This is a genomic window from Methylobacterium ajmalii, assembly GCF_036448855.1.
Lineage (GTDB): Bacteria > Pseudomonadota > Alphaproteobacteria > Rhizobiales > Beijerinckiaceae > Methylobacterium > Methylobacterium ajmalii.
Genome location: NZ_JAZFXT010000023.1, coordinates 1 through 21,703, shown reverse-complemented (window position 1 = coordinate 21,703; position 21,703 = coordinate 1). Strand labels below are relative to the sequence as shown.

Genomic DNA, 21,703 nt, shown 5'->3' with positions numbered 1-21,703 from the left:
CGGCTGCGGAGCCGGGTATATAGGCGGTCCTTCCCGTCCGTCCCGCGATCCCGAGATCCCCGCCGCGATGCCCGCCCCCACCCGCTCCTCCGGCGACCTCCTCGCCGACCGCCGCTACGCCTGGGCGGAGGCGGCCCTCGGCGAGGGCGACGCGGAGGCCGCGGCCGACCTCGCCGCCCAGGTGCTGGAGATCGCCCCCGGCTACGCCCCGGCCTGGCTGCTGCTCGGCCGCGCCCGCATGCCCGATCCGGCGCAGCGCGAGGCGGCCGCGGCGGCGTTCCGGGCGGCGCTCGCTCTCGATCCCGACGACCCGCTCGGCGCCCGGCTGCACCTCGCCGAGCTCGGCGAGGCCGACGGCGCGGCGAACGCGGAGGCGATCTCCCCGGCCTACGTGCGGGCCCTGTTCGACGGCTACGCGGGTCGCTTCGAGCGCCACCTCGTCGAGGGCCTGGGCTATTGCGGCCCGGCCCTGATCCGGGCGGCCCTGGAGCGGCTGCGGGGCCCCGACGCCCGCTTCGCCACCGTGCTCGACCTCGGCTGCGGCACCGGCCTGATGGCCGCGGCGCTCGACGGCCTCGCCGGGACCCTCGTCGGCGTCGACCTCTCGCCCGGCATGCTGGCCGAGGCGCGCCGCACCGGCCGCTACGCCCGCCTGCACGAGGGCGACCTGCGAGGCTTCCTCGCCGCCGAGCCCGCGGCGAGCGCCGACCTCCTGGTGGCCGCCGACGTGTTCATCTACCTGCGCGAGATCGGCCCGGTGCTGCGCGAGGCCGCCCGGGTGCTCGCACCCGGCGGCCTGTTCGCCTTCACGGTCCAGGGCCATCCGGGCGCGCACGGCGCCGTGCTCGGCCCCGACGGGCGCTACGCCCACGGCGTCGCGACGTTGCGGGACGACGCGGCCGAGGCGGGGCTGACGGTCGCCGCGCTGGAGCCGGCCGAGATCCGGCGCCAGAACGGGGTCGGGGTGCCGGGGTGGCTGGTGGTGCTGGGGCGGTAGGTCCTCGCCTTCTCGCCACTCCCCGTCCGTGCCGGCGAAGCCCGGACGGACGATCGAGAGCTTTCGCGACGGTGGATCCGACCCTCATCCGACCCTGCCGCCGCCCTCCCCGCCGATCCGCTCCGCCGCGAAGCGGTCGCGCAGCCAGGCCGCGGCGGGGCCGCAGGGGCGCTGCTTGTGCCAGACGAGTTCCAGCGCGACCGGCCAGTCGCCCTCGTCGAATTGCAGGTCCGGCGTGACGAGGTAGGGCGCGGTGAGCGAGGCGGCGATGACGTGGTCGGTGACGAAGGCCCAGCCGATCCCGTGCTTGACCATCTCCAGAATCACCCAGTGGCTCTCGACCCACCACACCTCTGCGGCGATCCGCAGGCGGCGCTTCTCCGGCCCGTCGCTGCGGGCGGCGACCAGGATCTGGCGGTGGCGCTTCAGCTCCTCCCACTCCACCCGCGCCTTGGCGAGCGGATGGTCGCGGCCGCAGACGAGCTTGAGCGGCACCCAGCCGATGGTCTGGAAGCCGAGCTCCGTCGGCAGCACCTCCTGGCGCCACATCACCCCGAGGTCGGCGGCGCCCGACTGCACCATGCGGCTGACATCCTCCATCAGCGGGAAGAGCAGCTCAAGTTCCACGTGCGGGAAGGCCCGGGCGAACTCGGCGAAGAGGGCACCGAGCGCGTGCTCGGGATACAGTTCGTCGATGGCGACGACGAGCCGGTTCTCGATCCCCTGCTCCAGGCTGCTCGCCACGCCGATCAGGTGCTCGCGCCGGTCGAGCACGACCCGCGCCTCCTGGAGCAGACGCTCGCCGGCCGGGGTGAGCACCGGGTTGCGGCCGGCCCGGCTGAACAGCGCCAGGCCCAGATCCGCCTCGAGATTCGCGACCTGCACGCTGACGGCCGACTGCGCCTTCCTCAACGTCCGGGCCGCACCGGAGAACGAGCCGGCCTCGGCCGCCGCCACGAAGGCCTGGAGCTGATCGAGCGAGACCGTCAACTATCCGATTTCCCGATATGTCCCAACTTGCGACCGGGAGCATCGCAGATAGAACGCGGCGCATCCATCACCGCACCGGGACCGCCACCATGCGCAGCACGCGTGACCGCATCCGCCACGCCATCCTGTTCGAAGTCATCGGCCTCGCGCTCATCATCCCGCTCGGAACGCTGGCGTTCGGCCTGCACGCCTCCGCGATGGGGGTGATCGGGATCGGCAGCGCCGTGACGGCGACGGCGTGGAACTACGTCTACAACCTGGGCTTCGACCACGCGATGCAGCGGCTCAAGGGCCATACGCGCAAGAGCCTGCCGCTGCGCGTGGGGCACGCGGTGCTGTTCGAGGCCGGGCTGCTGGTGATCCTGCTGCCGCCGATCGCCTGGTATCTCGGCATCGGTCTGCTCGAGGCCCTGGTCATGGATCTGGCGATCGCGGCCTTCTACGTGGCCTACGCGTTCCTGTTCAACCTCGCCTACGACCGGGCCTTCCCGGTGCCGGGCTGGGCCGAGACCGCCCCGGCGCGCTGAAGGCGCGCCTTTCCAAGGTATCATGGGCGCTGAAGGCGCGCCTTTCCAAGGCATCATGGGCGCTGAAGGCGCGCCCATTCAGGGCGTCATGCATGGTCGAGGCGCGCCGGCCGTCGCATCGCCGGGCGCCCTCGGCGATCAGCGCCGCTTCCCCTCCCCGGCGGCCTCGGACATCAGCCGGCCGAGGCCGCGCTGGTCGTAGGCCTTGTCGGCGCGGCGGGGCGCGATGGCGCCGGTCGTCGCCGGATCGACCACGGAGGCGAGGGCCGGGCCGGGCGCGCGGTCTTGCTCGCGTACCGCGATCCAGTTCGCCGCCGTGGTCAGCGCCGCGATCGCGATGATGACTTTGATTCCACCCAGGAGGAGGCGCCACATGGCTGGTCGAGACCCACGATCGGTGTGCGGCCGGCAATCCGGCCCGTCCCGACATCCTTGAGCCACAGGACTTAACGGGCGGCCTTCACGGTCCCGGGGCGGGCCGTCCCACATCGGGAGAGCGGGCGAGGCCGGCGGGACAAGTCTGGTGGGCCTTGCGCCAGGATCGCGGTTCCTGTTCCCCGGAACCCTGACGCTCCGGCGACTGCTCGGCCCACTGAGCCTCACAGGAATGAGTTGCAGAGAACTGGTCCGCCCCACCCCGTCATCGCCGACCTCTTTGCCGCACAGCCCGGACGGGTTCCGGAAGCCACCGGGCGCGCCGGCATCGAGGACGGTCCGTGTAGGACAGACCGGGCCGGAGGGGCAACCGGAATGCGGGCGGCGGCCTTGCGTCGAAACGCGCCTGCCCCGTGCGCTTGACCGGAGGACGCCGAGAGCCAAGGGGCAAAAAAACCCGGCGGGGACTTGGCCCGCCGGGTCGATTCATCCCGCCATCCTGCAGCGCGGCGCGCTCAGCGCAGCGAGCCGCAGAAGCGCTGGATGCGGCGGCAGGCCTCTTCCAGCAGCTGGTTCGAGGTCGCGTAGGAGATGCGCAGGTTGGGCCCGAGGCCGAAGGCCGAGCCGTGCACCGAGGCGACGCCCTCGGCCATCAGGAGCTCGGTGACGAAATCCTCGTCGGTCTCGATCACCTTGCCCGACTCGGTGCGCTTGCCGATCAGCTCGGCGCAGGACGGGTAGACGTAGAACGCACCCTCCGGCGTCGGGCAGCGCAGGCCGTTGGTCTGGTTGAGCATCGACACGACGAGGTCGCGCCGGACCTGGAACGCCGCCCGGAACTCGGCCAGGTGGTCCTGCGGCCCGTCGAGGGCGGCAACGGCAGCCCATTGCGAGATCGTCGCCGCGCCCGAGGTCTGCTGGCCCTGGACGAAGTCCATCGCCTTGATCAGCTGCTCGGGGCCGGCGGCGTAGCCGATGCGCCAGCCGGTCATGGCGTAGGACTTCGAGACGCCGTTCATGGTCAGCGTGCGCTCGTAGAGCGCCGGCTCGACCTGGGCCGGGGTGACGAAGGTGAAGTCGCCGTAGACCAGGTGCTCGTACATGTCGTCGGTGAGCACCCAGACGTGCGGGTGGCGCACCAGCACGTCGGTCAGCGCCTTCATCTCGGCGTGGCTGTAGGCGGCGCCCGACGGGTTCGAGGGCGAGTTCAGGATCACCCACTTGGTCTTCGGCGTGATGGCGCGCTCCAGCTCCTCGGGCTGGAGCTTGAAGTTCGTCGCCATCGTGGTGTCGGCGAAGACCGGGGTGCCGCCGCACAGGCCGACCATTTCCGGGTAGGACACCCAGTAGGGCCGCGGGATCACCACCTCGTCGCCCGGGTTCAGGGTGGCGAGCAGCGCGTTGTAGATCACCTGCTTGCCGCCGGTGCCGACGATGGTCTGGCTCGGCTTGTAGTCGAGACCGTTCTCGCGCTTGAACTTCTTGGCGATGGCCTCGCGCAGCGGGACGATGCCGGAGACCGGCGGGTACTTGGTCTCGCCGCGGGCGATGGCCTCGACCGCCGCCTGCTTGATGTGCTGGGGCGTGTCGAAATCCGGCTCGCCGACCGACAGGCTGATGACGTCGCGCCCCTGGGCCTTCAGGTCCCGCGCCTTCTGGGTCATCACGATGGTGGCGGAGGGTTTCACGCGCGAGAGGGCGTCGGCCAGAAAGCCCATGATGATCGACTCCAGAACCTGTGAAAGACGCCCGGTCGGGCAGGGTCCTGGCCGTCCGGGTCTTCGAGCGGGCCGGACCCTAGTCGTGCGCGCCAGCGCGAGCAAGCCGCGCCTTGCTCGAAGAACGGGCGCCGGAGCCCGCCATGCATCGGTAGCCTGGACAATTGCCGCGCCCGCGTGACACCGTTTCCGCCCCGGGGCGACGGCCCCGGGCGGACGGGGTCGGCGGCGATGGGCGAGGCGGAGCGCCTGCGGGCGGTGAGCGAGGAAATCGGCCTCGCGATCGACCACGCCGCCTGCGACCCCGGCGCCTGGGACGGGGTGATGGCCACGATCGGCCGGCTCATGCCCGGCATCTGGCCGGTGCTCCAGGTCGTCGACGCCGCCGCCGGGACCGGGCTGCCCCTCGTGCACTGGGGCTGGGACCCGGCCGACGTCGCCGCCTACGAGGCGCATTACGGCGCGGTGAACCCGTGGATCTCGGTGATCCTGTCGACGCCCGAGATGGTGTCGATGCATTCCGAGGAGCGGATGCCGGCCGCCACGCTGCACCACACGGAGTTCTACACCGACTGGCTGTCGCGGCTCGGCGGCATGACGGCCTCGAGCGGGATCAAGCTCCTCGACGCAGACGGCCGCCTGGCGGTGCTGAACCTGCAGCATGAGCAGGCGCGGGCGGCGCGCGAGCAGGGGCGGCTCGGCGAGGTCATGGCGCGGATCGGGCCGCGGATGCGCCGGGCGATCGAGACCAACCGGGCCTGCTTCTCCCCGGGCGCCGCCCGCGGGCCCGGGGAGACGCTGCTCGAGCGGGTGGCCGACCCGGCCTTCGTGGTGACCCGCGACCTGCGCCTCGTCGAGGCGAGCCGGGCCGGCCACGACCTCCTCGCGGAAGGAACGGTCCTGCGGGTCGGCGCCCTCGACCGGGTGCAGGTGCGGGACCCGCGGCTGGCCGAGACCGTGGCCCGGGAGGTGGCGCTCGCCTGCGGCGGCGTGCCGGGGCCCGCCGTTCTCCCAGCGAGCCAGGGGCCGGTCCGGATCGGGGCGACGCGCTGGCAGGTCACGGCGATCGGGCTGCGCCAGGACCTGCGCGGGGTCGTCGGGATGGCGCGGCTGCTGGTGCCGGACCAGCTCGCCCTGGTGGTGCTGCGCGGCAGCGCCGCGGACGAGGCCCGGGAGCGCGACCGTCTCGCCGCCCTCGGGCTGTCGCCGGCGGAGACCCGCCTCGCCCTGCTGATGGACGGGTCGCGCTCCCTGGTGCAGGCGGCCGAGGCGCTGGGCATCCGCCACGAGACTGCCCGCTCGCAGCTGCGGCAGGTCTTCGCCAAGCTCGGGGTGTCGCGGCAATCCGAACTCGCGGTGTTCGTTCTCCGGCTCAGGCAGCGCGCCTGAGCCGGAGCGGCCGGCCTCAGGCCGGGATCACGTCCACGATCTCGTAGGTGTCGGGATCGATGATGACGATGTCGTCGCCGACCAGCACGTACTGGAAGCCGCGATAGGCCGGGACCAGGGTGAGGATCGCCGGCGGCAGGGCGTGCAGCGTCACCGAGCGCGGCACCGCGACGCCGGCGCGCAAGGCGAAGTTGACCCCCGTCAGCGGCCGAACGCCGGAGCGCACGATGGTCTGGCGGAACTCGGTGCGCTTGGTGGTGTCGAGGCGCGAGACGGCGCCCCGGGCCTCGGAGCGACCGCCACCGCGCTCGCCGCGTTCGGCCCCACGCTCGCCCCGCTCGGCTCCCCGTTCACCACGCTCTCCGCGCTCACCACGCTCTGCGCCGCGCTCACCGCGCTCTCCCTTCTCGGTGCCGCGCTCACCGCGCTCGCCTCTCTCGGCGCCGCGCTCACCACGCTCTCCCCGCTCCGCCCCACGCTCGCCGCCCGGCTCGGCCCCGCGTCCGCCCCGTTCGCCCTGCTCGGCCCCGCGCCCGCCGGCACCAGGCTGAGCGCCCTCGCCACCGGCCCGGCCACCGGGGGCACCCGGCTGCTGGCCTGCGCCACCCGCCGGCCCGGCCCCACCGCCCGGCTGGGCCGCACCGGCCCCGCCGCGAGGGCCGGCCGCACCGCCCGCGCCACCGCCCGCCCCCATGCCGGCACCACCGCCGGCTCCGCCACCGCCGCCCGCGGCTCCGCCGGCCGCACCCGCGCCGCCACCCCCGGCTCCGCCGCCGGCACCGCCTGCCCCGCCCTGCGCAAATGCCGTGGCCGCGCCGAGCACCAGCACGGCCGCCGTCATCGTTCCACGAAGTGCCTTGCCGCGAATGAGCTTGCTCATGTGACCCCTCTCCCGACACCGCGCCCGCACGGCCGACCGTGCCGGGTGCCGCAGTGCCGGGCCGCAACGGAGAGGTGTGGGAAATGGTTCCGGGACGCGAGGCGCCGGGGCGGCGACGCCGCGCGCGCTGCTGGCGCACCGCGTACCGGGCGATGCCGGACACTCCGGTCTCCTGGCCGGGGTCGCCGCGTAGATTTCAGCAAATCCACCAATGGAAAAGTCTTATTCAAAATAAATCTAAATTATAAATTGCAAATGGCGGCGAATCGCAGCCCTCTCGATCTGTCCTCGAATGGGGTGCTGGAGGGGTGGTATGTCGATCAACTCGATCTTGAGTCGCCTGGGACTGGCGGCATGCCTGCTCGCGACGGCGGGTCAAGCGATGGCGCAGACGGATCAATGCAAGGGTGCGCGCAACGGCATCCTCGACGCCCTCTACCGTGACAGCAAACCCCGGGACGCGGCCGGCTGCGCGATGACGGTCGAGAACGGCAAGATCCGGATCACCGGGCCGACCACCAACCCGGCCATGACCTGCCCGGACATGGTCGCCTGGAAGCTCTTCGCCGAAAGCATCCGGCAGAGCTTCTGGACCGACTGGGCGTCCGATCAGCAGACCTGGCCCGCGGCACCCCTGGCGCTCTGCAAGCCGGGCCAGCCGCCGGGGACTTCGTGCTGCACGCCGGATTCGGCGAGCAATCCCGGCTACGACGATCCCACGCAGCCGGGGGGGCAATGCCCCTACTTCCCCGGGGACCATGCGGGCTCGCCCGGGACCATGGCCCTGCGGGTCGGGCAGCCGCTGTCCAAGGCGCACGCGACGCGCTTCGGCGACGATCCGATGCGTCCCGCTCAGGTCCAGGGGGCCGGGGCGGTCCGCGATTCCGATCCCGGCCGCAAGATCCGCCAGTCGATGGCCGAGCTCGTCTTCCGCAACAAGCCGATGCTCGATTTCGTGTTCAGGAACGACCTCTACAACCAGCAGGGCTTGCAGGCGATCTTCCAGCGGGCGACCGCCTACGCCAACCCCGGTTCCGACACCGACTTCATGCCCTATCGCCAGGTCGGCAAGCCGGGCGCGCTGGTCGAGGTCGATTTCCCGGTCGATGCCGTCATGATCAAGAGCAACTGGCTCAGCGAGAAGCGCGCCCAGGAACTCGGCCTGCGCGACGATCCCGCCAATCCTCACATCAGGATGATGATGAAGAGTGCGGCCAACGACAACAATTCACCTATTTTCGAGGAAGGCATCCACTGGCTGGTCGCGTTCCACATCTCCTCGAAGGACATCCCCAACTGGGTCTGGGCGACGTTCGAGCATGTCGGCAGTCCGGGCCGCTGCGACTATACCGGCTGCAACGATTCCTACGGCTACGCCTCGTCGGATACCGGCCTGCGGCCGGACCAGGCGACCAACTTAACGCGGCCGAAGACGGCCTGCGACAACCTCCGGCTGGGCGATTTCGTCTTCCAGCTCGGCGAGACCTATCCGGGCGGTACCCGCTCGCCGGCACTCGGCAAGGTGCTGTCGGATCTCGGGATCGGGACCGGCCCGGCCGCCGCGGGCAACCCGCTTCGGCCCGTCGCCAGCGATCCGGCCTGGAACAGCTACCGCCTCAAGGGAACGCAGACCGAGTTCACTTCCGCGACCGGGCAGGCCACCCGCCTCGGCAACTCGGTCACGGAGGGCGGCTTCGTCAACTCGTCATCCTGCATCACCTGCCACGCCCGGGCCAGCCTCGGCGCCAACGGTTCGACGGGTCCGCTGCCGCTCGGCGTCTTCGTGAGCGAGGCCTCGGATGTCGGCTACCTGCGCAGCGCGAACGGAGTGCCGGACCCGAACTGGTACGCGACGAGCCGCCAGCCGGCGACGCCGCTGGCGATCCAGACCGACTTCGTCTGGGGCTTCCTGTTCGCCAGCTGCATCGCCGGACAGGTGACGCCGGGCTGCCCGGCCAGAGCCGAGGCGCTGCGGGCGGGCGGGCCGGAGCCGCAACGCTCGATCCGCAGCATCATCCGCCAGTGACGAGGGGCGCCCGGCGGCGAGCCGGGCGCCCTCTTCCGTCAGCCGATCGCCTCGGCGACGGCCGTGCCGCAGGCGGTGGTGTCGGCGTTGCCGCCGAGGTCGCGGGTGCGCAGCGTCCGCTCGGCGAGCACACGCTCGATTCCGGCGACGATCTCGGCTGCGGCCTCCTTCTCCCCGAGATGCTCGAGCATCATCGCGCCGGACCAGATCTGACCGATCGGGTTGGCGATGCCCTGGCCGGCGATGTCCGGCGCCGAGCCGTGGACCGGCTCGAACAGCGACGGGAAATCCCGCTCCGGGTTGATGTTGCCGGACGGCGCGATGCCGATCGTACCGGTGCAGGCGGGGCCGAGATCCGACAGGATGTCGCCGAAGAGGTTCGAGGCCACCACCACGTCGAACCAGTCCGGATGCAGCACGAAGTGGGCCGTCAGGATGTCGATGTGGTACTTGTCCCAGGCGACGTCGGGGTAGTGGCGCGCCATCTCCTGCACCCGCTCGTCCCAGTACGGCATGGTGATCGAGATGCCGTTCGACTTGGTGGCCGAGGTCAGGTGCTTCTTCGGCCGGGCGCTCGCCAGCTCGAACGCGAATTTCAGCACCCGGTCGGTGCCGCGGCGGGTGAAGACCGATTCCTGCACGGCGAATTCGCGGTCGGTGCCCTGGAACATCCGGCCGCCGACGGACGAGTACTCGCCCTCGGTGTTCTCGCGCACGACCCAGAAGTCGATGTCGCCGGGCTTGCGGCCGGCGAGCGGGCTCGGCACGCCGGGCATCAGCCGGACGGGCCGCAGGTTGATGTACTGGTCGAACTCGCGCCGGAACAGGATCAGCGAGTTCCATAAGGAGACGTGGTCGGGGATCTTCTCGGGCCAGCCGACGGCGCCGAAGAAGATCGCGTCGTGCCCGCCGATCTGCGCCTTCCAGTCCTCCGGCATCATCCGGCCGTGCTTGGCGTAGTAGTCGTAGGACGAGAAGTCGAACCAGTCCTGCTGCAGGGTGAAGCCGTGGCGCTTGGCCGCCTGCTCCAGCACGCGCACGCCCTCCGGCACCGTCTCCTTGCCGATCCCGTCCCCCGGGATGACGGCGATGCGGTAATGGCGCTTGGCTGACGGCATGGGTGTCTCCTCGTTGTTATGGGTCCTGCCGTCGCGCATCGGGCGGGATCGGTCAATCGCCGTTCACGCCACATCCCCGACGCTCGCCCTGCGCTGGCGGTCGAGCTCGTCGCTGTAGCGCTTGAGGGTGTGCTTCTCGGTCAGGATGCCGATCACCCGGGCGGCCTCGCGGCTCTCGACCACCGCCAGCGCCTCGCTCTCCGCCTTGTCGAACAGGGCGACCGCCTCCTTGGCGTTCATCTGCGGCAGGAGCACCTCGTCGCGGTAGCGCAGCAGGTCGACGACCTTCGTCTCGGCGGCCTTGTCGTCGATCGGGGCGGCGTGGGCCTCGGCCACCAGCACGATGCCGGCATAGTGCCCGGCCTCGTCGACGGCGACGACCTGGGTGCCCGAGCCGAGGGGAAAGGCGCGCCGGAACGCGGCGAGCGTGGTGTCGGCGCGCACGGTGCGGATCTCGCGCCGCATCAGCTGGCCGACCGTGAGGGTGCGGATCCAGCCGACGTCGTGGGCGCTGCGGATCGATTCGCCGCGCAGGTGGAAGCGCCAGGTCGCGAAGGAGTAGCCGAAGGTCTTGCGCACGGTGAGCGAGGACGCGATCACCGCCACCAGCACCAGGCCGGCGATGGGGAAGTCGCCGGTGACCTCCAGCGCCAGGAAGGTCATCGTCATCGGCCCGCCGATCACCGCGACGGCGAGCGCGCTCATCCCCACCACCGCGTAGGTCACGGGCGGCAGCACCATGGCGACGAGGGGCGGGGCCAGCATCACGAAGATCTTGCCGGCGAGCGCCCCAAGGAACAGCGAGGCGAAGAACAGCCCGCCGCGGAACCCGCTGCCGATCGAGATCGCCGAGGCGAGCGCCTTGGCGAGAAACAGGAAGATCAGCCCGGCCGCCCCGATCGCGGCGCCGTCCTCCGTCAGGTTGAGGTGGAGCGCCCCGTGTCCGGCCGACAGCACCTGGGGCGTCGCCACCAGCGCCAGCAGCCCGACCGCCAGCCCCCCGAGGGCGGGGCGCGCCAGCGGCGGCAGCCGGGTGCGGCGCACCCCCTCCTCCACCAGGGTGACGCCCTGCATGATCAGGATGCCGAGCCCGGCGCAGATCAGCCCGAGGCCGAGCGTCGGCAGGTAGTCGGCCGGGCCGACCGGCGGGGTCGGCCCCAGCATGATCACCGTCTGGTGGCCGAGGATCGCCCGCGACACGAAGGCCCCGGCGAGCGCCGCGGTGACCACCGGCGTGAGCGAGGCGATGGCGTAGGTGCCGATGATCAGCTCGAAGGCGTAGAACGCGCCGGTGAGCGGCGCCCCGAACGCCGCCGCGATGGCGGCGGCGGCCGCGCAGCCGACGAGGATGCGCATGTCGGCGCGGCGCAGCTCGAAGCTCAGGCCCAGGCGCGAGGCGACGCCGGCGGAGATCTGGGTGTAGCCCGCCTCGAGCCCGACCGAGGCGCCGCAGCCGTTCGAGATCAGGTTCTGCACCGCCAACAGCACCGAATCCCGCAGGGACAGGCGCCCGCCATGGAGGGCGTTGGCCTCGATCGGATCGATCACCGGCCGGCCGGGTGCCCGCCGCCAGCGCCCGCCGAGCCAGATCACCAGGCCCAGCACCACGCCGCCCAGCGCCGGCACCCCGACGGCGACGAGGGGCGGCACGTGCGGCGTCGCGCTCAGCCGCTCGTCGAGGCCGAGGCCGTAGAGCCGCTCGTGCGCGGCCTGGGCCGCCCAGCCCATGAGGCTGACGAGCCCCCCCGACAGGCAGCCGACCAGGGCGGCGAGCAGGATCAGGCCGATCTCGCCGCTGCGCACCCAGGCGCGCAGCGATCCGGGGGCCAGCACGAGGGCGCTCTCCGTCAGGGCGCGGCGGACCGTCTCGGGCTTCGGCGTCATCGAACCGTCGGGGCGGGAATGGGGAATGCCCCGCGGTGTACGGTGCCGGAGGCGGTCGGTCGACCGGCTTCGCATCCACAGCCGGCGCACTTTCCCGCGCTTTCCGGTCCCCGAACCGCAGATCGGCGCTTGCCACGGCGCTCGGGCCCGACTACACACCCCCTCGTCGCGAGCCGCCATAGCTCAGTTGGTTAGAGCGCTAGATTGTGGATCTAGAGGTCCCCCGTTCGAGCCGGGGTGGCGGTACCACGACATCGATGGACCGGAGCCCGGGCTGGCGAGAGCGCCCCCGGCGAGCGACCAGGTCGGATAGACCTTCCGAACAACTCGCGCGTGGTTTACCGGCCAGTCGATCCCTGTCGGCCTCACGGCGGGAACGATCGGCGTTGCGGTGCGATACCCGACGAGATCCGGAGGCGCCTGATGACCGATATCCCCGCCACGCCGAGCGCCGCCCAGGCCGGCGCGCCCGACGCCGCCGGCGACGAGGAGGCGTTCCACATTCCGGACGAGATCGCGGTGGCGTTGACCGAGTTCGCCGCGGTGGAGCAGCTCTCCCGCGGCGACGCGATCTGCTTCATCCTGCGGGAGTACCTGCGTGCAAAGGGCTACCTGAAGGGTGTGCCCGCCGCCTGATCGCGGCGCCTGCCTACAAGGCGCCGCGCAGCTGGATCTCCAGGCGGCCGACATCCTCCGTCAGCCGGTCGACCATGCGCTGTACCTCAGGGTCCTCGGGCGCTTCCCTGAGGGCTAGGGCGGCGGCGGCGAGGGAATCGCGCTTGGCCTGGAGCGCGTAGGCGATTTGGGCGCGGGCCATCTCGGGTGTCCTGTCGGCCATGGTCTCTCCTCCGTCCTCGTCTCTCGGCCCGTCGTATCCCGGGCGCCGCGACGGCACCGGCGGCCATCCAACGCGCCAAGCCGCCCGGAGATCGCGTCGCTCCAAGGTGACATCGCCCAAAGTCGCGTCGGCCGACGTTCGCGCGGCCGCGATGCACGACGACGGCACGGGTGCATCACCCGCGCCGTCGTCAGGATGTCGTTCGGGTGCTTCGGCTCAGCAGTCGTTGGCCTGCTGCGCGGCGGTCTTCTCGCCCTTCGACTGGCGGGACACGTCCGACGGCGAGGTGGCCGTCTGCGAGCCGACATTCTGCATCGCCCCGACGGTGCCGGGCGATTCCGCCTTCGCGCCGGGCGAGACCGAGGCGGTGGCCGAGGGGTCGACGTTCGAGGTCTTGTCCATCTTCTGGGCGGTCTGGCCCGGGGCGCAGGGCCCGGCGGCGGCTCCGAGCGTACCGGCGAGCAGGAACAGGCCGGCGCCGATGGCGGCGAGACGCGTCATGGTGTTTCCTCCACTGGTTGTCGTGCCGCCTCAACCGACACCGGGGAGTCGCGGTTCCTTGGCCATTGGGCTGCGGCATACTGGCTGCCCCTATGGTCGCGCTTTCGCGAAGGCGCGACCCGAAAGCCAGCTCGCGGTCCGAGGCCGGAAGCGGTGGTTCGATCGAACCCAATCCGAAAAATTCGCTTGCGTTTTGTGCGCCGCACGCTATTTTGTGCATCGCACGGTCGCGATGGCGTCGCGGCCTTGCTGCCCTCTTTGGGCGTTTCCTCCCTAGACTTCGGGCCACCCGCAAAGGTGGCCTTTTTTCTTTGGGGCAAGGTAAAATTCGGAGCGCACGCCCGGACGTTCCGGGGGGCCGCGAGGCGTGCTCCCAGGCTCGCCCGTGCCTCGGACGAAGCGAAGGGGCCGCGCATGGCGCAGCCCCGGCAGTCGGCGAGAACGAGATCTGGGATCGTGAGAAGCAGGCCGGGAGCGGCGTCCGGCCGGACAGCATCAGCTCGGCAGCATCCCGGCCGGGCGCGACTGGGCGTAGAGGCTTGCTCCCGCATCCGCCCCGACGACCCGCGCCAGGGCTGCCTCGTCGCAGGTGCCGGCGATGCGCAGGCCGAGCCGGTGCAGGTGATCCTTGTCGGTGCAGTAGGCCGCCAGCCGGGCGCGTCCGGTCTCGGGCATCCGCGCGACCAGGGCGTCCACGTCGTCCTCGCTGGCGCGGTGCAGGACCGCCAGCAGCTCGAGGGGAATCGGGTAGCGCGCGAACGCCGTGGGCAGCGGGCGGGTCTGAGCTTGCGGCATGGATCACCTCGTGCGGTCGGATTCGGCCGATCCTCGACCGGTATGGTTAGCGATCGGTTAATGATCCAAGATCTCCACACGAGCGCTCTTGCACTGCACCATGCCGGATTGCGACAATCCGTCCGTCAGCGCCAGTCAATGATCTGTATCAGTCCGAAAGACGTCGCGGCGCCGCACCATGTCACCGCATGCGCATAACGTAGGGAGCCACCTTTTGAATGAATGATTGTAGTGGGAGACTGGTCTCCATGCGAGGCCCGGACGAGGTGAGATGAGCGAGCAGACCAGCGCGGAAACCGTCTCGGCCGACGCCGTGCGGCGCAGCCTCGACGGCTGCCTGCGCATGCCGGTGTTCCGGCGCTCCCCCAAGCTCGCCGCCTTCCTGGGCTACATCGTGGAGGAGGAGCTGGCCGGCAGGGGCGAGGCCATCAAGGCCTACACGATCGCTACCCAGGCCCTCGGCCGGGCCGACAGCTTCGATCCCAGCAACGACCCGAGCGTGCGCGTGGAGGCCGGCCGCCTGCGCCGCGTCCTCGACGAGGTCTATGCCGAGGAAGGCCGCACCCTGCCGGTACGCATCCTGGTACCCGTGGGGGCCTACCGGCCGTTCTTCGAGACCCAGCCGGGCGAGGCGCGTCCCCGGGAAATCCCACCGCGGCTCGTGACCTCCGACGAGGCGTTTCGCGTCGAGTCGGCCCGCCCGGTCCCGGCGCCGCCCGCCATCCCCGCCTCCATCCCAGCGCGGGGGCCGGCGCCGGTGCTGCAGGGCACTTCGGCTCCGACGTCCACCTTGTTCGAGAGCCGCGGCCAGGCCGTGCTGGCCGTCCTCCTCATGCTGATCGTGGTTCTGCTCACGATCCAGATCGCGCTGCAGATCTACCTGATCGCCCGCACCTGACGCCGGGGCCCGCCGTCGCGTACCGCCACGGAACCAAGGCCGGACTTCGGCTGTTCTGTGCCGTCATTGGACGTGACGTACGGGAGATCACCATGCGCAAGACGATGTCCGCCGCCGTGCTCGCCATGGGCCTGGTCGGCTTCGCCGGGGCCGCCGAGGCCAAGGGCTGCATCAAGGGCGCGGTCGTGGGCGGCATCGCCGGCCACGCCGTCGGCCACACCTTCGCGGGCGCCGCCGCCGGCTGCGCGCTCGGCCGGCACCAGGCCAACAAGCGCCAGCGCACCCGCGACGAGGCCGTCCAGCCCGCCGCCCGCTGACACGACCGGCCTCTCGCTGCGCCGCAGCATCTCCGGTGACAATCGCCGGGGCCGCCCCGCAGGTCGAGCTTGGCCGTAAGACGGGGCGAATGCTCGGACCGCGATACGGCGAAGCTTGCCCGGGATCGTGCTGACCTGCGCGAGCGTCGCCGTCATATCGCCACATCTCGCCGGCTTCTTGCGCCGTACAGGCACGGAAACCGGGGCGATACATCAGATGCAACGTCGAGTGGACGGACCGGCACAGCGAGGCTCCTTGCGGATGGCGGGAGCCCACGGGGACGTCCTCTCGTTCGGCAACCGCGCCGCCCATGGCGGCGTGCCGGTGATGGCCCGGACCATCCTGGCGGCCGGGTGCCTGGCCGCCGGCCTCTCGGCGCTGCTGCACCAGTACGGCGCCGAGCTGGTGACCGCCCGCCCGGCCGTGACCATGATGGCCGACCTCCTGGTGATGCCGACCCCCAGGATCCAGGTCCAGACGGCGCAGGCCCGGGCGGCCCAGCCCTCCGCACCGGCGATCGCCCCCCTGCGCGAGCCGATCCACGACCTCGACACCGCCCTCGGCTCGTCCGGCGTCGACCGCGTCTCCTACGACGACCTGCTCGCCGCCAGCACCGGGGGCGACCCCAACGAGGTGCTGACCTTCGGGCCGATGCGGATCCGCCGCCACCTCGTCCAGACCATCGTGCGGGCCGCCGCGACGGTGCGCACCGACCCGGTGCTGCTGATGGCGGTCGCCGACAAGGAATCGAGCTTCCTGACCGAGGTCCAGGCCCGCACCTCCTCTGCCACGGGCCTCTACCAGTTCATCGAGCGGACCTGGCTGCAGGTCATGCGCGAGTTCGGCCCCCGGCACGGCTACGCCCGCGAGGCCGCGCTGATCGGCGACGACAACGGCGTCGCGGACGCCGCCGAGCGCGCCCGCATCCTCGACCTGCGCCGCGACCCCTCGCTCTCGGCGGTGATGGCCGGCGAGATGCTCAAGCGCGATTCGGCCCGAATCGCCGCCCGGATCGGCCGCGACCTCACCCTCGGCGAGACCTACCTCGCCCACTTCCTCGGGCCGGACGACGCCGAGCGCTTCATGGCCAAGGTGGTCGAGGAGCCGAAGGCCGAGGCAGCCGCCCTGCTGCCGAAGCCCGCCAAGGCCAACCGACCGATCTTCTACGAGCGTGTCGGGCGCCGGAAGGCCCGCAGCCTGACGGTGGCGCAGGTCCACGACAAGTTCGAGGCGATGATGAGCACCCGCGGCGCCCGCTACCGCGACGTCGGCGCCCTGATGGGCGTGATGGCCTACGCCGCCGAGACGCCCTGACGCAGGCGCCCTGAGCGGGCGCGCCCGCGCCCCGCGCGGGACAGATGCCGCTCCCTAAAAAAGCCGTTCCCTAAAAAAGACTTGCGGCTCAGCCTCCAGCTTCGGAAACCACCTCCCCGGATCGCGGTTTATCCCTCCGACGATCCACGCGGACCAGGAGGTGACGATGGGCGCGGCAGGCGCCGGACGCCGGACGGGCGGTACGCAACTCACCCCGATCCTCTCTCTCGACGCCCTCGGCGCGAGCCTCGCGGCGGCCTATGACGGCCTGATCGCCGAGGAGGTTCCGGAGCGGCTCGGTGCCCTGCTGCGCCAGATCGAAGCGAGCGAGGCGCCGGGCTCTGGGGCGACCCGGGCGACGCGACCCGGGCACGACGCGACCGCGCCCGCGGCGGGCACGGCCTGCCGGCTCGCCCTGCTCGTCGGCGACGTGCCGGGCGCGGGGGAGGCCGGTGTGCTCCTCGCCCGGGCCGGGCTCGACACGGTGCGCTGCCGCCACCCGCAGGACGGCCTCGACGTCCTGCGCCTGCACGGCGGCGAGGTCGCCCTGGTCCTGATCGGCCTGCCGACCGAGCGGGCGGGCACCCTCGACGGGGCCGCACTCGCCCGGGCGGTCGCGACGCTCTGGCCCACCATCCACCTCGTCGTGGCGCAGCCGCCCCACGCCGCGGCCCGGCTCCCGGACGCGCACCTGCCGCCGCAGGCGGTGCCCCTCGACCGCGAGCCCGACCTCCTGGCCTTCGCCGAGCACGCGGCACACAACCCCCGTCCCCCGGTCGCCTGAGGACGCTTCGGAATCCGGACGGCAGACCGCCTGCCCCCGGGCATCCCCCCGGCGGGGGGCTGGGTTGATTTGATCGGCGCGGCCCTCCTGTCCTAGATTTTGGATCGAGGGCCGCGCCGATCGACGCCGCGCGCCCGGAAGGAGGCCGGAGCGACCGGCGAATCGGATCGGGGGATCCTTGCTCATGACGACCCTGCACATGATGACCAGCGAGCGCGACGGCCAGGCCCGGCAGGGCCGCGACGCGTATGCCGTCGAATACGCGCAGACCGCCGGGCAGCAGGCGGCCTTCTTCCGCGAGCAGGCCGAACACCACCGCCGCCAGGCCGAGCAGGCGCGGGTCTTCGCCGATCTGAGCCCGGGCGACGACGGTGCCGAGCAGAATCGCCGGGCGGAGCGACTCGAGACCCTCGGCCGCCACGGCGACACCATGGCGGCCGCCTTCGAGGCCCGCGCCCGGCGCCTCTGAGCCTTCCCGGCCTCGTCCGGGCCCTCGGCCGCCCCCCCCGTCGGGGCGGATCGGCCGCGGCCCGTTTCCTCCCGGCCGAGCCCAGCGGCGTCGATGCCCATGCGCCGACGCGCGAATCATCTTGCGAAGCCCGAACGATCTTGCCGATCCTCTCCGTCGACCACGTCACCACCTACCGCTACCGTCGGCCCGTCGGCTTTGGCGAGCACCGGATCCTGTTCCGGCCCCGCGACAGCTACGACCAGCGCCTGCTCGCGGCGTCGCTCACGGTCACGCCCGAGCCGGAGAGCCTGCGCTGGATCCACGACGTGTTCGGCAACTGCGTCGCGGTGGCCCGCTTCCGCGGCCGGGCGCAGGAGCTTCGCTTCGTCGCCCGCATCACCCTCGAGCACACGCCCGAGCCGCCGCTCTCCTTCGCCCTCGCGCCGCACGCGGCGCGCTTCCCGTTCGCGTACGAGCCCGACGAGATGCCCGATCTCGCCCGCTGCATCGAGCGGCAGCGGCCGGATCCGGACGATGCCGTCCTGGCCTGGGCTCGCGGCTTCCTGGAGCCCGACGGCACCGCCGAGACCCGCGCCCTGCTGGCCGCGATGACGGCCGGGATCCGCCGCGACTTCGCCTACGAGGCTCGGACCGAGAAGGGGGTGCAGGATCCCGCCGAGACCCTGCGCCTGCGCCGCGGCAGCTGCCGCGATTTCGCCCTGCTGATGATCGAGGCGGTCCGGTCGCTCGGCATGGCCGCCCGGTTCGTCTCGGGCTACATCTACGTGCCGGAGCGGGACGGGGCCGCGCTCCACGTCGGCGGCGGCTCCACCCATGCCTGGGTCCAGGTCTACCTGCCGGGGGCGGGCTGGGTCGAGTTCGACCCGACCAACGGCATCGTCGGCAACCGCGACCTGATCCGCGTGGCGGTGGCTCGCCATCCCGGCCAGGCCGTGCCGCTGCACGGCAGCTGGATCGGCCGGCCCGAGGACTTCCTCGACATGGCGGTGACGGTCCGGGTGACCGAGCGCGACGAGGCGGCGCTCCCCGCTTCCTGCCCGGCCCCGGTTGCCTCCGCTGCCCCCGTCCGCCTCGTCGCCGCCGATTGACGGCGGATTGGCCCGGACGGCGCATCTTCGCCCAGGGCCTGCCGCTTCTTCATGCAACTCGCGGACGCGAGACGGCCTTACCCTGTGTTGTCGCGAGAGCGATCGCGCGTCGACTGCATCGAGGAGCCAGCACCGCCATGAAGATCAGGACCGGGTACGCGATCACCTTCGACTCCCCGGCCCCGACGCCGATGCTGCTGATGCTCGGCATCCACCCCTCCCGGCTTGGCGATTGCCTCACCTCCCCGGCCCTGCGGTTCGATCCACCGATCCCGGCGCGCGACTATCCCGACCGCTACGGCAATACCTGCACCCGCATCCTCGCCCCGCCGGGCCGTCTCACGGTCTCGGCCGACTTCTTGGTCCAGGACAGCGGGCTGGCCGACGACTACGCGCCCGACGCCGTGCAGCACCCGGTGCAGGATCTGCCCGACGACGTGATGGTCTACCTGCTGGGCAGCCGCTACTGCGACACCGACAAGCTCTCGAACATCGCCTGGCAGCTCTTCGGGAACACGCCGCTCGGCTGGGCCCGGGTCCAGGCGATCGTCGACTACGTCCACAACCACATCCGGTTCGACTACCAGCGCGCCGACGCCACCCGTAGCGCGTTCGACGGGTTCAACCAGCGCGAGGGCGTCTGCCGCGACTTCGCGCACCTCGCCGTCACCTTCTGCCGCTGCATGAACATCCCGGCGCGCTACTGCACCGGCTACCTCGGCGATATCGGCGTGCCGGCCGCCCCCGACCCGATGGATTTCTCGGCCTGGTTCGAGGTCTATCTCGGCGGCCGCTGGTACACGTTCGACGCCCGCCACAACCGGCCCCGCATCGGCCGCATCCTGATGGGCCGCGGGCGCGACGCCACCGACGTGGCGATCTCGACGATCTTCGGCCCCTCGGTCCTCGCCGGCTTCCAGGTCCATACCGACGAGGTCGCGTGAGGCGGCATCGCTCGAAAGCCGCCGATCCCGTCAACCTCCCGTGAAGTCTCTCACAGGCCTCAGTACTCCGCCGTCGAAACAAGCGTCACGGGAGCCGGGAACCACTGCGCCGACACAGCATTGTACAGCAAAGGTAATTGCTGAGGTAAGGCTCCGGCCATGAAGATCTTCGCTACCGCCCTGGCGGGCGTTCTGAGCGTGTGCGTGCTTGCCTCCGCGCCGGCCAAGGCGGCGCCCTACGACCCCTTCGACGCCAACCCCGGCGAGGACTACTACGCCGGCCAGCCCTACGACTCGCCGAGCTACCGTGCCACCCAGGGCTACTACGGCCAGGGTCAGGCCGCCGGCAGCACCGAGCAGGCCCAGGTCGCCCCGATCCCGCGGGAACTGGTGCCGTTCAACGGCGGCTACGCCCCCGGCACCCTGGTGGTCTCGACCGCCGAGCGCCGCCTCTACCTCGTGCTGGGCGACGGCATGGCCCTGCGCTACGGCGTCGGCGTCGGCCGCCCGGGCTTCACCTGGTCGGGCACCAAGACGATCACCGCCAAGCGCGAGTGGCCGTCCTGGACCCCGCCGAAGGAGATGCTGGCCCGCCGCCCCGACCTGCCGCGCTACATGGCCGGCGGCATCGACAACCCGCTCGGCGCCCGCGCGATGTATATCGGCGGCACACTCTACCGGATCCACGGCTCGAACGAGCCGGACACGATCGGCCAGGCGGTGTCCTCGGGCTGCATCCGCATGACCAACGACGACGTCACCGACCTGTATTCGCGGGTCAAGGTCGGCGCCAAGGTGGTGGTGCTGAACTGAGGCGATACCGGACGTTCAGTCCGCCCGGATCGAAATCGGAAAGGGCCGCCCTCGGGCGGCCCTTTTTCGTTGTCCGGAGCAGGGGCCGCCCGGAGGCGGCCCGCCTCGATCAGGGGACGACGCGGCCCGGGGCGGGCGGCTGCGGCGCGCTGAAGCTCGCGATCGGCACGTCGCAGAAGCAGCGGGCGCCGAGCGGCCTCGGGCCGGGCAGCGGGCAGGAATAGGGCTGCGGGCCGGTGAAGCCGCGCTGCACCGCATCGCAATTGTAGCCGACGGCGCGGCGCGGCGGCACGCGCTCGTAGCCGTAGCCCGGCGCCACGTCTTCGCGGTAGTATTGCGCCGAGGCCGAGCCGGTCATGGCAGCGACCAGAACCGCGGCCGAGGCCAGGCCGGCGCGAACGAACCCTCGCATCATCGCGTTCCTCTCTGGCAGGGTGACGACCCTGCGGGACGCCGCATCGGTAGCCGAACCGCCCCGGCCCGGCAAATCCCGGCCGTGGCCCCCTCGCCGACCCGTCTTTCGCGGAGATCGCCCGTGACGACCTCGACCCAGTGGCAGCGGACCCTCGACGCGGTGGTCGAACTCGCCGAGGAGATCGCCCGCCTCGCGCCCGACTGCGCCGACCGGGCGGTCCAGATCGTCCGGCTGATCCGCGCGGTCGACCCGCCGGACCGGGAGCTGGAGGGAGACGCCCTCGCGGTCGACGACGTGCTCGACGGGCCCGATGTCGGCCCGCTCCGTCGCAGCCGCCCCGCGGACCTGGCGTGACCCGCGCGAGGCCGCGAGCCGGCCTCCGGACGCGGGCGGGAGCCCGCCCGCCATGAAAAAGGGCGGGCGCCGGTCAGGCGCCCGCCCCGTCCATCCAGGGTCCGGAGCCGATGGGGCTCCGTACCGAGGACGGTCGATCTTACTCGGTGATGGAGGCGACGACGCCGGCGCCGACGGTGCGGCCGCCCTCGCGGATGGCGAAGCGGAGCTTCTCCTCCATGGCGATCGGCACGATCAGCGTGACGTCCATGGTCACGTTGTCGCC

25 protein-coding genes and 1 tRNA gene are annotated in these 21,703 nt (G+C 71.8%); 15 read left to right on the top strand and 11 right to left on the bottom strand.

Annotated elements, in window-relative coordinates; all coding sequences use genetic code 11:
* The first annotated feature begins 67 nt into the window (after window positions 1–67).
* Window positions 68–997: a class I SAM-dependent DNA methyltransferase gene (locus V3T34_RS09070; RefSeq protein WP_305078132.1), complete on the top strand. Its 930-nt coding sequence runs from the start codon at window positions 68–70 to the stop codon at window positions 995–997.
* An 84-nt stretch (window positions 998–1,081) separates the two neighbouring features.
* Here V3T34_RS09070 and V3T34_RS09065 read toward each other — a convergent pair whose 3' ends face one another.
* Entirely contained in the window at window positions 1,082–1,987 is a 906-nt protein-coding gene (locus tag V3T34_RS09065; protein ID WP_091885222.1) for a LysR family transcriptional regulator, read from the bottom strand.
* A gap of 89 nt (window positions 1,988–2,076) precedes the next feature.
* Between V3T34_RS09065 and V3T34_RS09060 the strand changes: the two genes are divergently transcribed.
* On the top strand, window positions 2,077–2,514 hold the full coding sequence (locus tag V3T34_RS09060; protein WP_305078133.1) for a PACE efflux transporter: 438 nt from the start codon (window positions 2,077–2,079) through the stop codon (window positions 2,512–2,514).
* Window positions 2,515–2,652: 138 nt separating this feature from the next.
* Here V3T34_RS09060 and V3T34_RS09055 read toward each other — a convergent pair whose 3' ends face one another.
* Together V3T34_RS09055 and V3T34_RS09050 are read right to left on the bottom strand one after the other, a co-directional pair.
* Window positions 2,653–2,889 carry a hypothetical protein gene (locus V3T34_RS09055; RefSeq protein WP_060845697.1) on the bottom strand — a complete coding sequence of 79 codons (237 nt, stop codon included), beginning with the start codon at window positions 2,887–2,889 and terminating at the stop codon, window positions 2,653–2,655.
* Window positions 2,890–3,404: 515 nt separating this feature from the next.
* Window positions 3,405–4,607, bottom strand: coding sequence for a pyridoxal phosphate-dependent aminotransferase (locus V3T34_RS09050; RefSeq protein ID WP_091885216.1), 1,203 nt, complete (start codon window positions 4,605–4,607; stop codon window positions 3,405–3,407).
* Window positions 4,608–4,838: 231 nt separating this feature from the next.
* On the opposite strand from V3T34_RS09050, the gene V3T34_RS09045 reads away from it, so the two are divergent.
* Complete coding sequence (locus tag V3T34_RS09045; RefSeq protein ID WP_305078134.1) at window positions 4,839–5,996, top strand: helix-turn-helix transcriptional regulator; 1,158 nt, start codon at window positions 4,839–4,841, stop codon at window positions 5,994–5,996.
* Between the two features lie 16 nt (window positions 5,997–6,012).
* Here the strand turns inward: V3T34_RS09045 and V3T34_RS09040 are convergent, their stop codons facing one another.
* Complete coding sequence (locus V3T34_RS09040; RefSeq protein ID WP_305078135.1) at window positions 6,013–6,876, bottom strand: DUF1236 domain-containing protein; 864 nt, start codon at window positions 6,874–6,876, stop codon at window positions 6,013–6,015.
* A 382-nt stretch (window positions 6,877–7,258) separates the two neighbouring features.
* Between V3T34_RS09040 and V3T34_RS09035 the strand changes: the two genes are divergently transcribed.
* Window positions 7,259–8,902: a hypothetical protein gene (locus V3T34_RS09035; RefSeq protein WP_305078136.1), complete on the top strand. Its 1,644-nt coding sequence runs from the start codon at window positions 7,259–7,261 to the stop codon at window positions 8,900–8,902.
* A 38-nt stretch (window positions 8,903–8,940) separates the two neighbouring features.
* Here V3T34_RS09035 and V3T34_RS09030 read toward each other — a convergent pair whose 3' ends face one another.
* Window positions 8,941–10,020 carry a tartrate dehydrogenase gene (locus V3T34_RS09030; protein ID WP_091744849.1) on the bottom strand — a complete coding sequence of 360 codons (1,080 nt, stop codon included), beginning with the start codon at window positions 10,018–10,020 and terminating at the stop codon, window positions 8,941–8,943.
* A 63-nt stretch (window positions 10,021–10,083) separates the two neighbouring features.
* On the bottom strand, window positions 10,084–11,904 hold the full coding sequence (locus V3T34_RS09025) for a chloride channel protein (protein WP_091885183.1): 1,821 nt from the start codon (window positions 11,902–11,904) through the stop codon (window positions 10,084–10,086).
* A 172-nt stretch (window positions 11,905–12,076) separates the two neighbouring features.
* Here V3T34_RS09025 and V3T34_RS09020 point away from each other — a divergent pair.
* A tRNA-His gene (locus V3T34_RS09020) sits at window positions 12,077–12,153 on the top strand.
* 174 nt (window positions 12,154–12,327) lie between these two features.
* Window positions 12,328–12,540, top strand: a complete 213-nt coding sequence (locus V3T34_RS09015) for a hypothetical protein (protein ID WP_244533438.1) — start codon at window positions 12,328–12,330, stop codon at window positions 12,538–12,540.
* A 13-nt stretch (window positions 12,541–12,553) separates the two neighbouring features.
* On the opposite strand, the gene V3T34_RS09010 is transcribed toward V3T34_RS09015, so the two are convergent.
* The 3 genes from V3T34_RS09010 to V3T34_RS09000 form a co-directional block, all read right to left on the bottom strand.
* Window positions 12,554–12,721 carry a hypothetical protein gene (locus V3T34_RS09010; RefSeq protein WP_305078137.1) on the bottom strand — a complete coding sequence of 56 codons (168 nt, stop codon included), beginning with the start codon at window positions 12,719–12,721 and terminating at the stop codon, window positions 12,554–12,556.
* Between the two features lie 237 nt (window positions 12,722–12,958).
* On the bottom strand, window positions 12,959–13,243 hold the full coding sequence (locus tag V3T34_RS09005; protein WP_060845688.1) for a hypothetical protein: 285 nt from the start codon (window positions 13,241–13,243) through the stop codon (window positions 12,959–12,961).
* A 495-nt stretch (window positions 13,244–13,738) separates the two neighbouring features.
* Window positions 13,739–14,038: a hypothetical protein gene (locus tag V3T34_RS09000; RefSeq protein WP_060845687.1), complete on the bottom strand. Its 300-nt coding sequence runs from the start codon at window positions 14,036–14,038 to the stop codon at window positions 13,739–13,741.
* A gap of 271 nt (window positions 14,039–14,309) precedes the next feature.
* On the opposite strand from V3T34_RS09000, the gene V3T34_RS08995 reads away from it, so the two are divergent.
* The 8 genes from V3T34_RS08995 to V3T34_RS08960 all read left to right on the top strand — a co-directional run bounded on the left by V3T34_RS08995 (window position 14,310) and on the right by V3T34_RS08960 (window position 20,669).
* The gene (locus V3T34_RS08995) at window positions 14,310–14,936 is read left to right on the top strand and encodes a hypothetical protein (RefSeq protein ID WP_305078138.1); all 627 of its coding nucleotides are present in this window, start codon (window positions 14,310–14,312) and stop codon (window positions 14,934–14,936) included.
* Window positions 14,937–15,028: 92 nt separating this feature from the next.
* Window positions 15,029–15,253 (top strand): hypothetical protein, encoded by a 225-nt coding sequence (locus V3T34_RS08990; RefSeq protein WP_060845685.1) that lies wholly within the window; start codon window positions 15,029–15,031, stop codon window positions 15,251–15,253.
* 262 nt (window positions 15,254–15,515) lie between these two features.
* On the top strand, window positions 15,516–16,568 hold the full coding sequence (locus V3T34_RS08985) for a transglycosylase SLT domain-containing protein (RefSeq protein WP_305078139.1): 1,053 nt from the start codon (window positions 15,516–15,518) through the stop codon (window positions 16,566–16,568).
* A 166-nt stretch (window positions 16,569–16,734) separates the two neighbouring features.
* Entirely contained in the window at window positions 16,735–17,352 is a 618-nt protein-coding gene (locus tag V3T34_RS08980; RefSeq protein ID WP_305078140.1) for a response regulator, read from the top strand.
* Between the two features lie 184 nt (window positions 17,353–17,536).
* A complete protein-coding gene (locus V3T34_RS08975) occupies window positions 17,537–17,821 on the top strand; it encodes a hypothetical protein (RefSeq protein ID WP_305078141.1) in 285 nt (94 codons plus the stop codon).
* Window positions 17,822–17,961: 140 nt separating this feature from the next.
* Entirely contained in the window at window positions 17,962–18,912 is a 951-nt protein-coding gene (locus V3T34_RS08970) for a transglutaminase family protein (RefSeq protein WP_305078142.1), read from the top strand.
* Window positions 18,913–19,049: 137 nt separating this feature from the next.
* Window positions 19,050–19,856, top strand: a complete 807-nt coding sequence (locus V3T34_RS08965; protein WP_060845681.1) for a transglutaminase-like domain-containing protein — start codon at window positions 19,050–19,052, stop codon at window positions 19,854–19,856.
* A gap of 159 nt (window positions 19,857–20,015) precedes the next feature.
* Window positions 20,016–20,669, top strand: coding sequence for a L,D-transpeptidase (locus tag V3T34_RS08960; protein WP_060845680.1), 654 nt, complete (start codon window positions 20,016–20,018; stop codon window positions 20,667–20,669).
* A gap of 109 nt (window positions 20,670–20,778) precedes the next feature.
* On the opposite strand, the gene V3T34_RS08955 is transcribed toward V3T34_RS08960, so the two are convergent.
* Window positions 20,779–21,081 (bottom strand): hypothetical protein, encoded by a 303-nt coding sequence (locus tag V3T34_RS08955; RefSeq protein WP_060849184.1) that lies wholly within the window; start codon window positions 21,079–21,081, stop codon window positions 20,779–20,781.
* 123 nt (window positions 21,082–21,204) lie between these two features.
* On the opposite strand from V3T34_RS08955, the gene V3T34_RS08950 reads away from it, so the two are divergent.
* On the top strand, window positions 21,205–21,438 hold the full coding sequence (locus V3T34_RS08950) for a hypothetical protein (RefSeq protein WP_091744869.1): 234 nt from the start codon (window positions 21,205–21,207) through the stop codon (window positions 21,436–21,438).
* A 139-nt stretch (window positions 21,439–21,577) separates the two neighbouring features.
* On the opposite strand, the gene V3T34_RS08945 is transcribed toward V3T34_RS08950, so the two are convergent.
* A partial coding sequence (locus V3T34_RS08945) for an EF-Tu C-terminal domain-related protein (protein WP_462677503.1) occupies window positions 21,578–21,703 on the bottom strand: 126 nt, incomplete at its 5' end.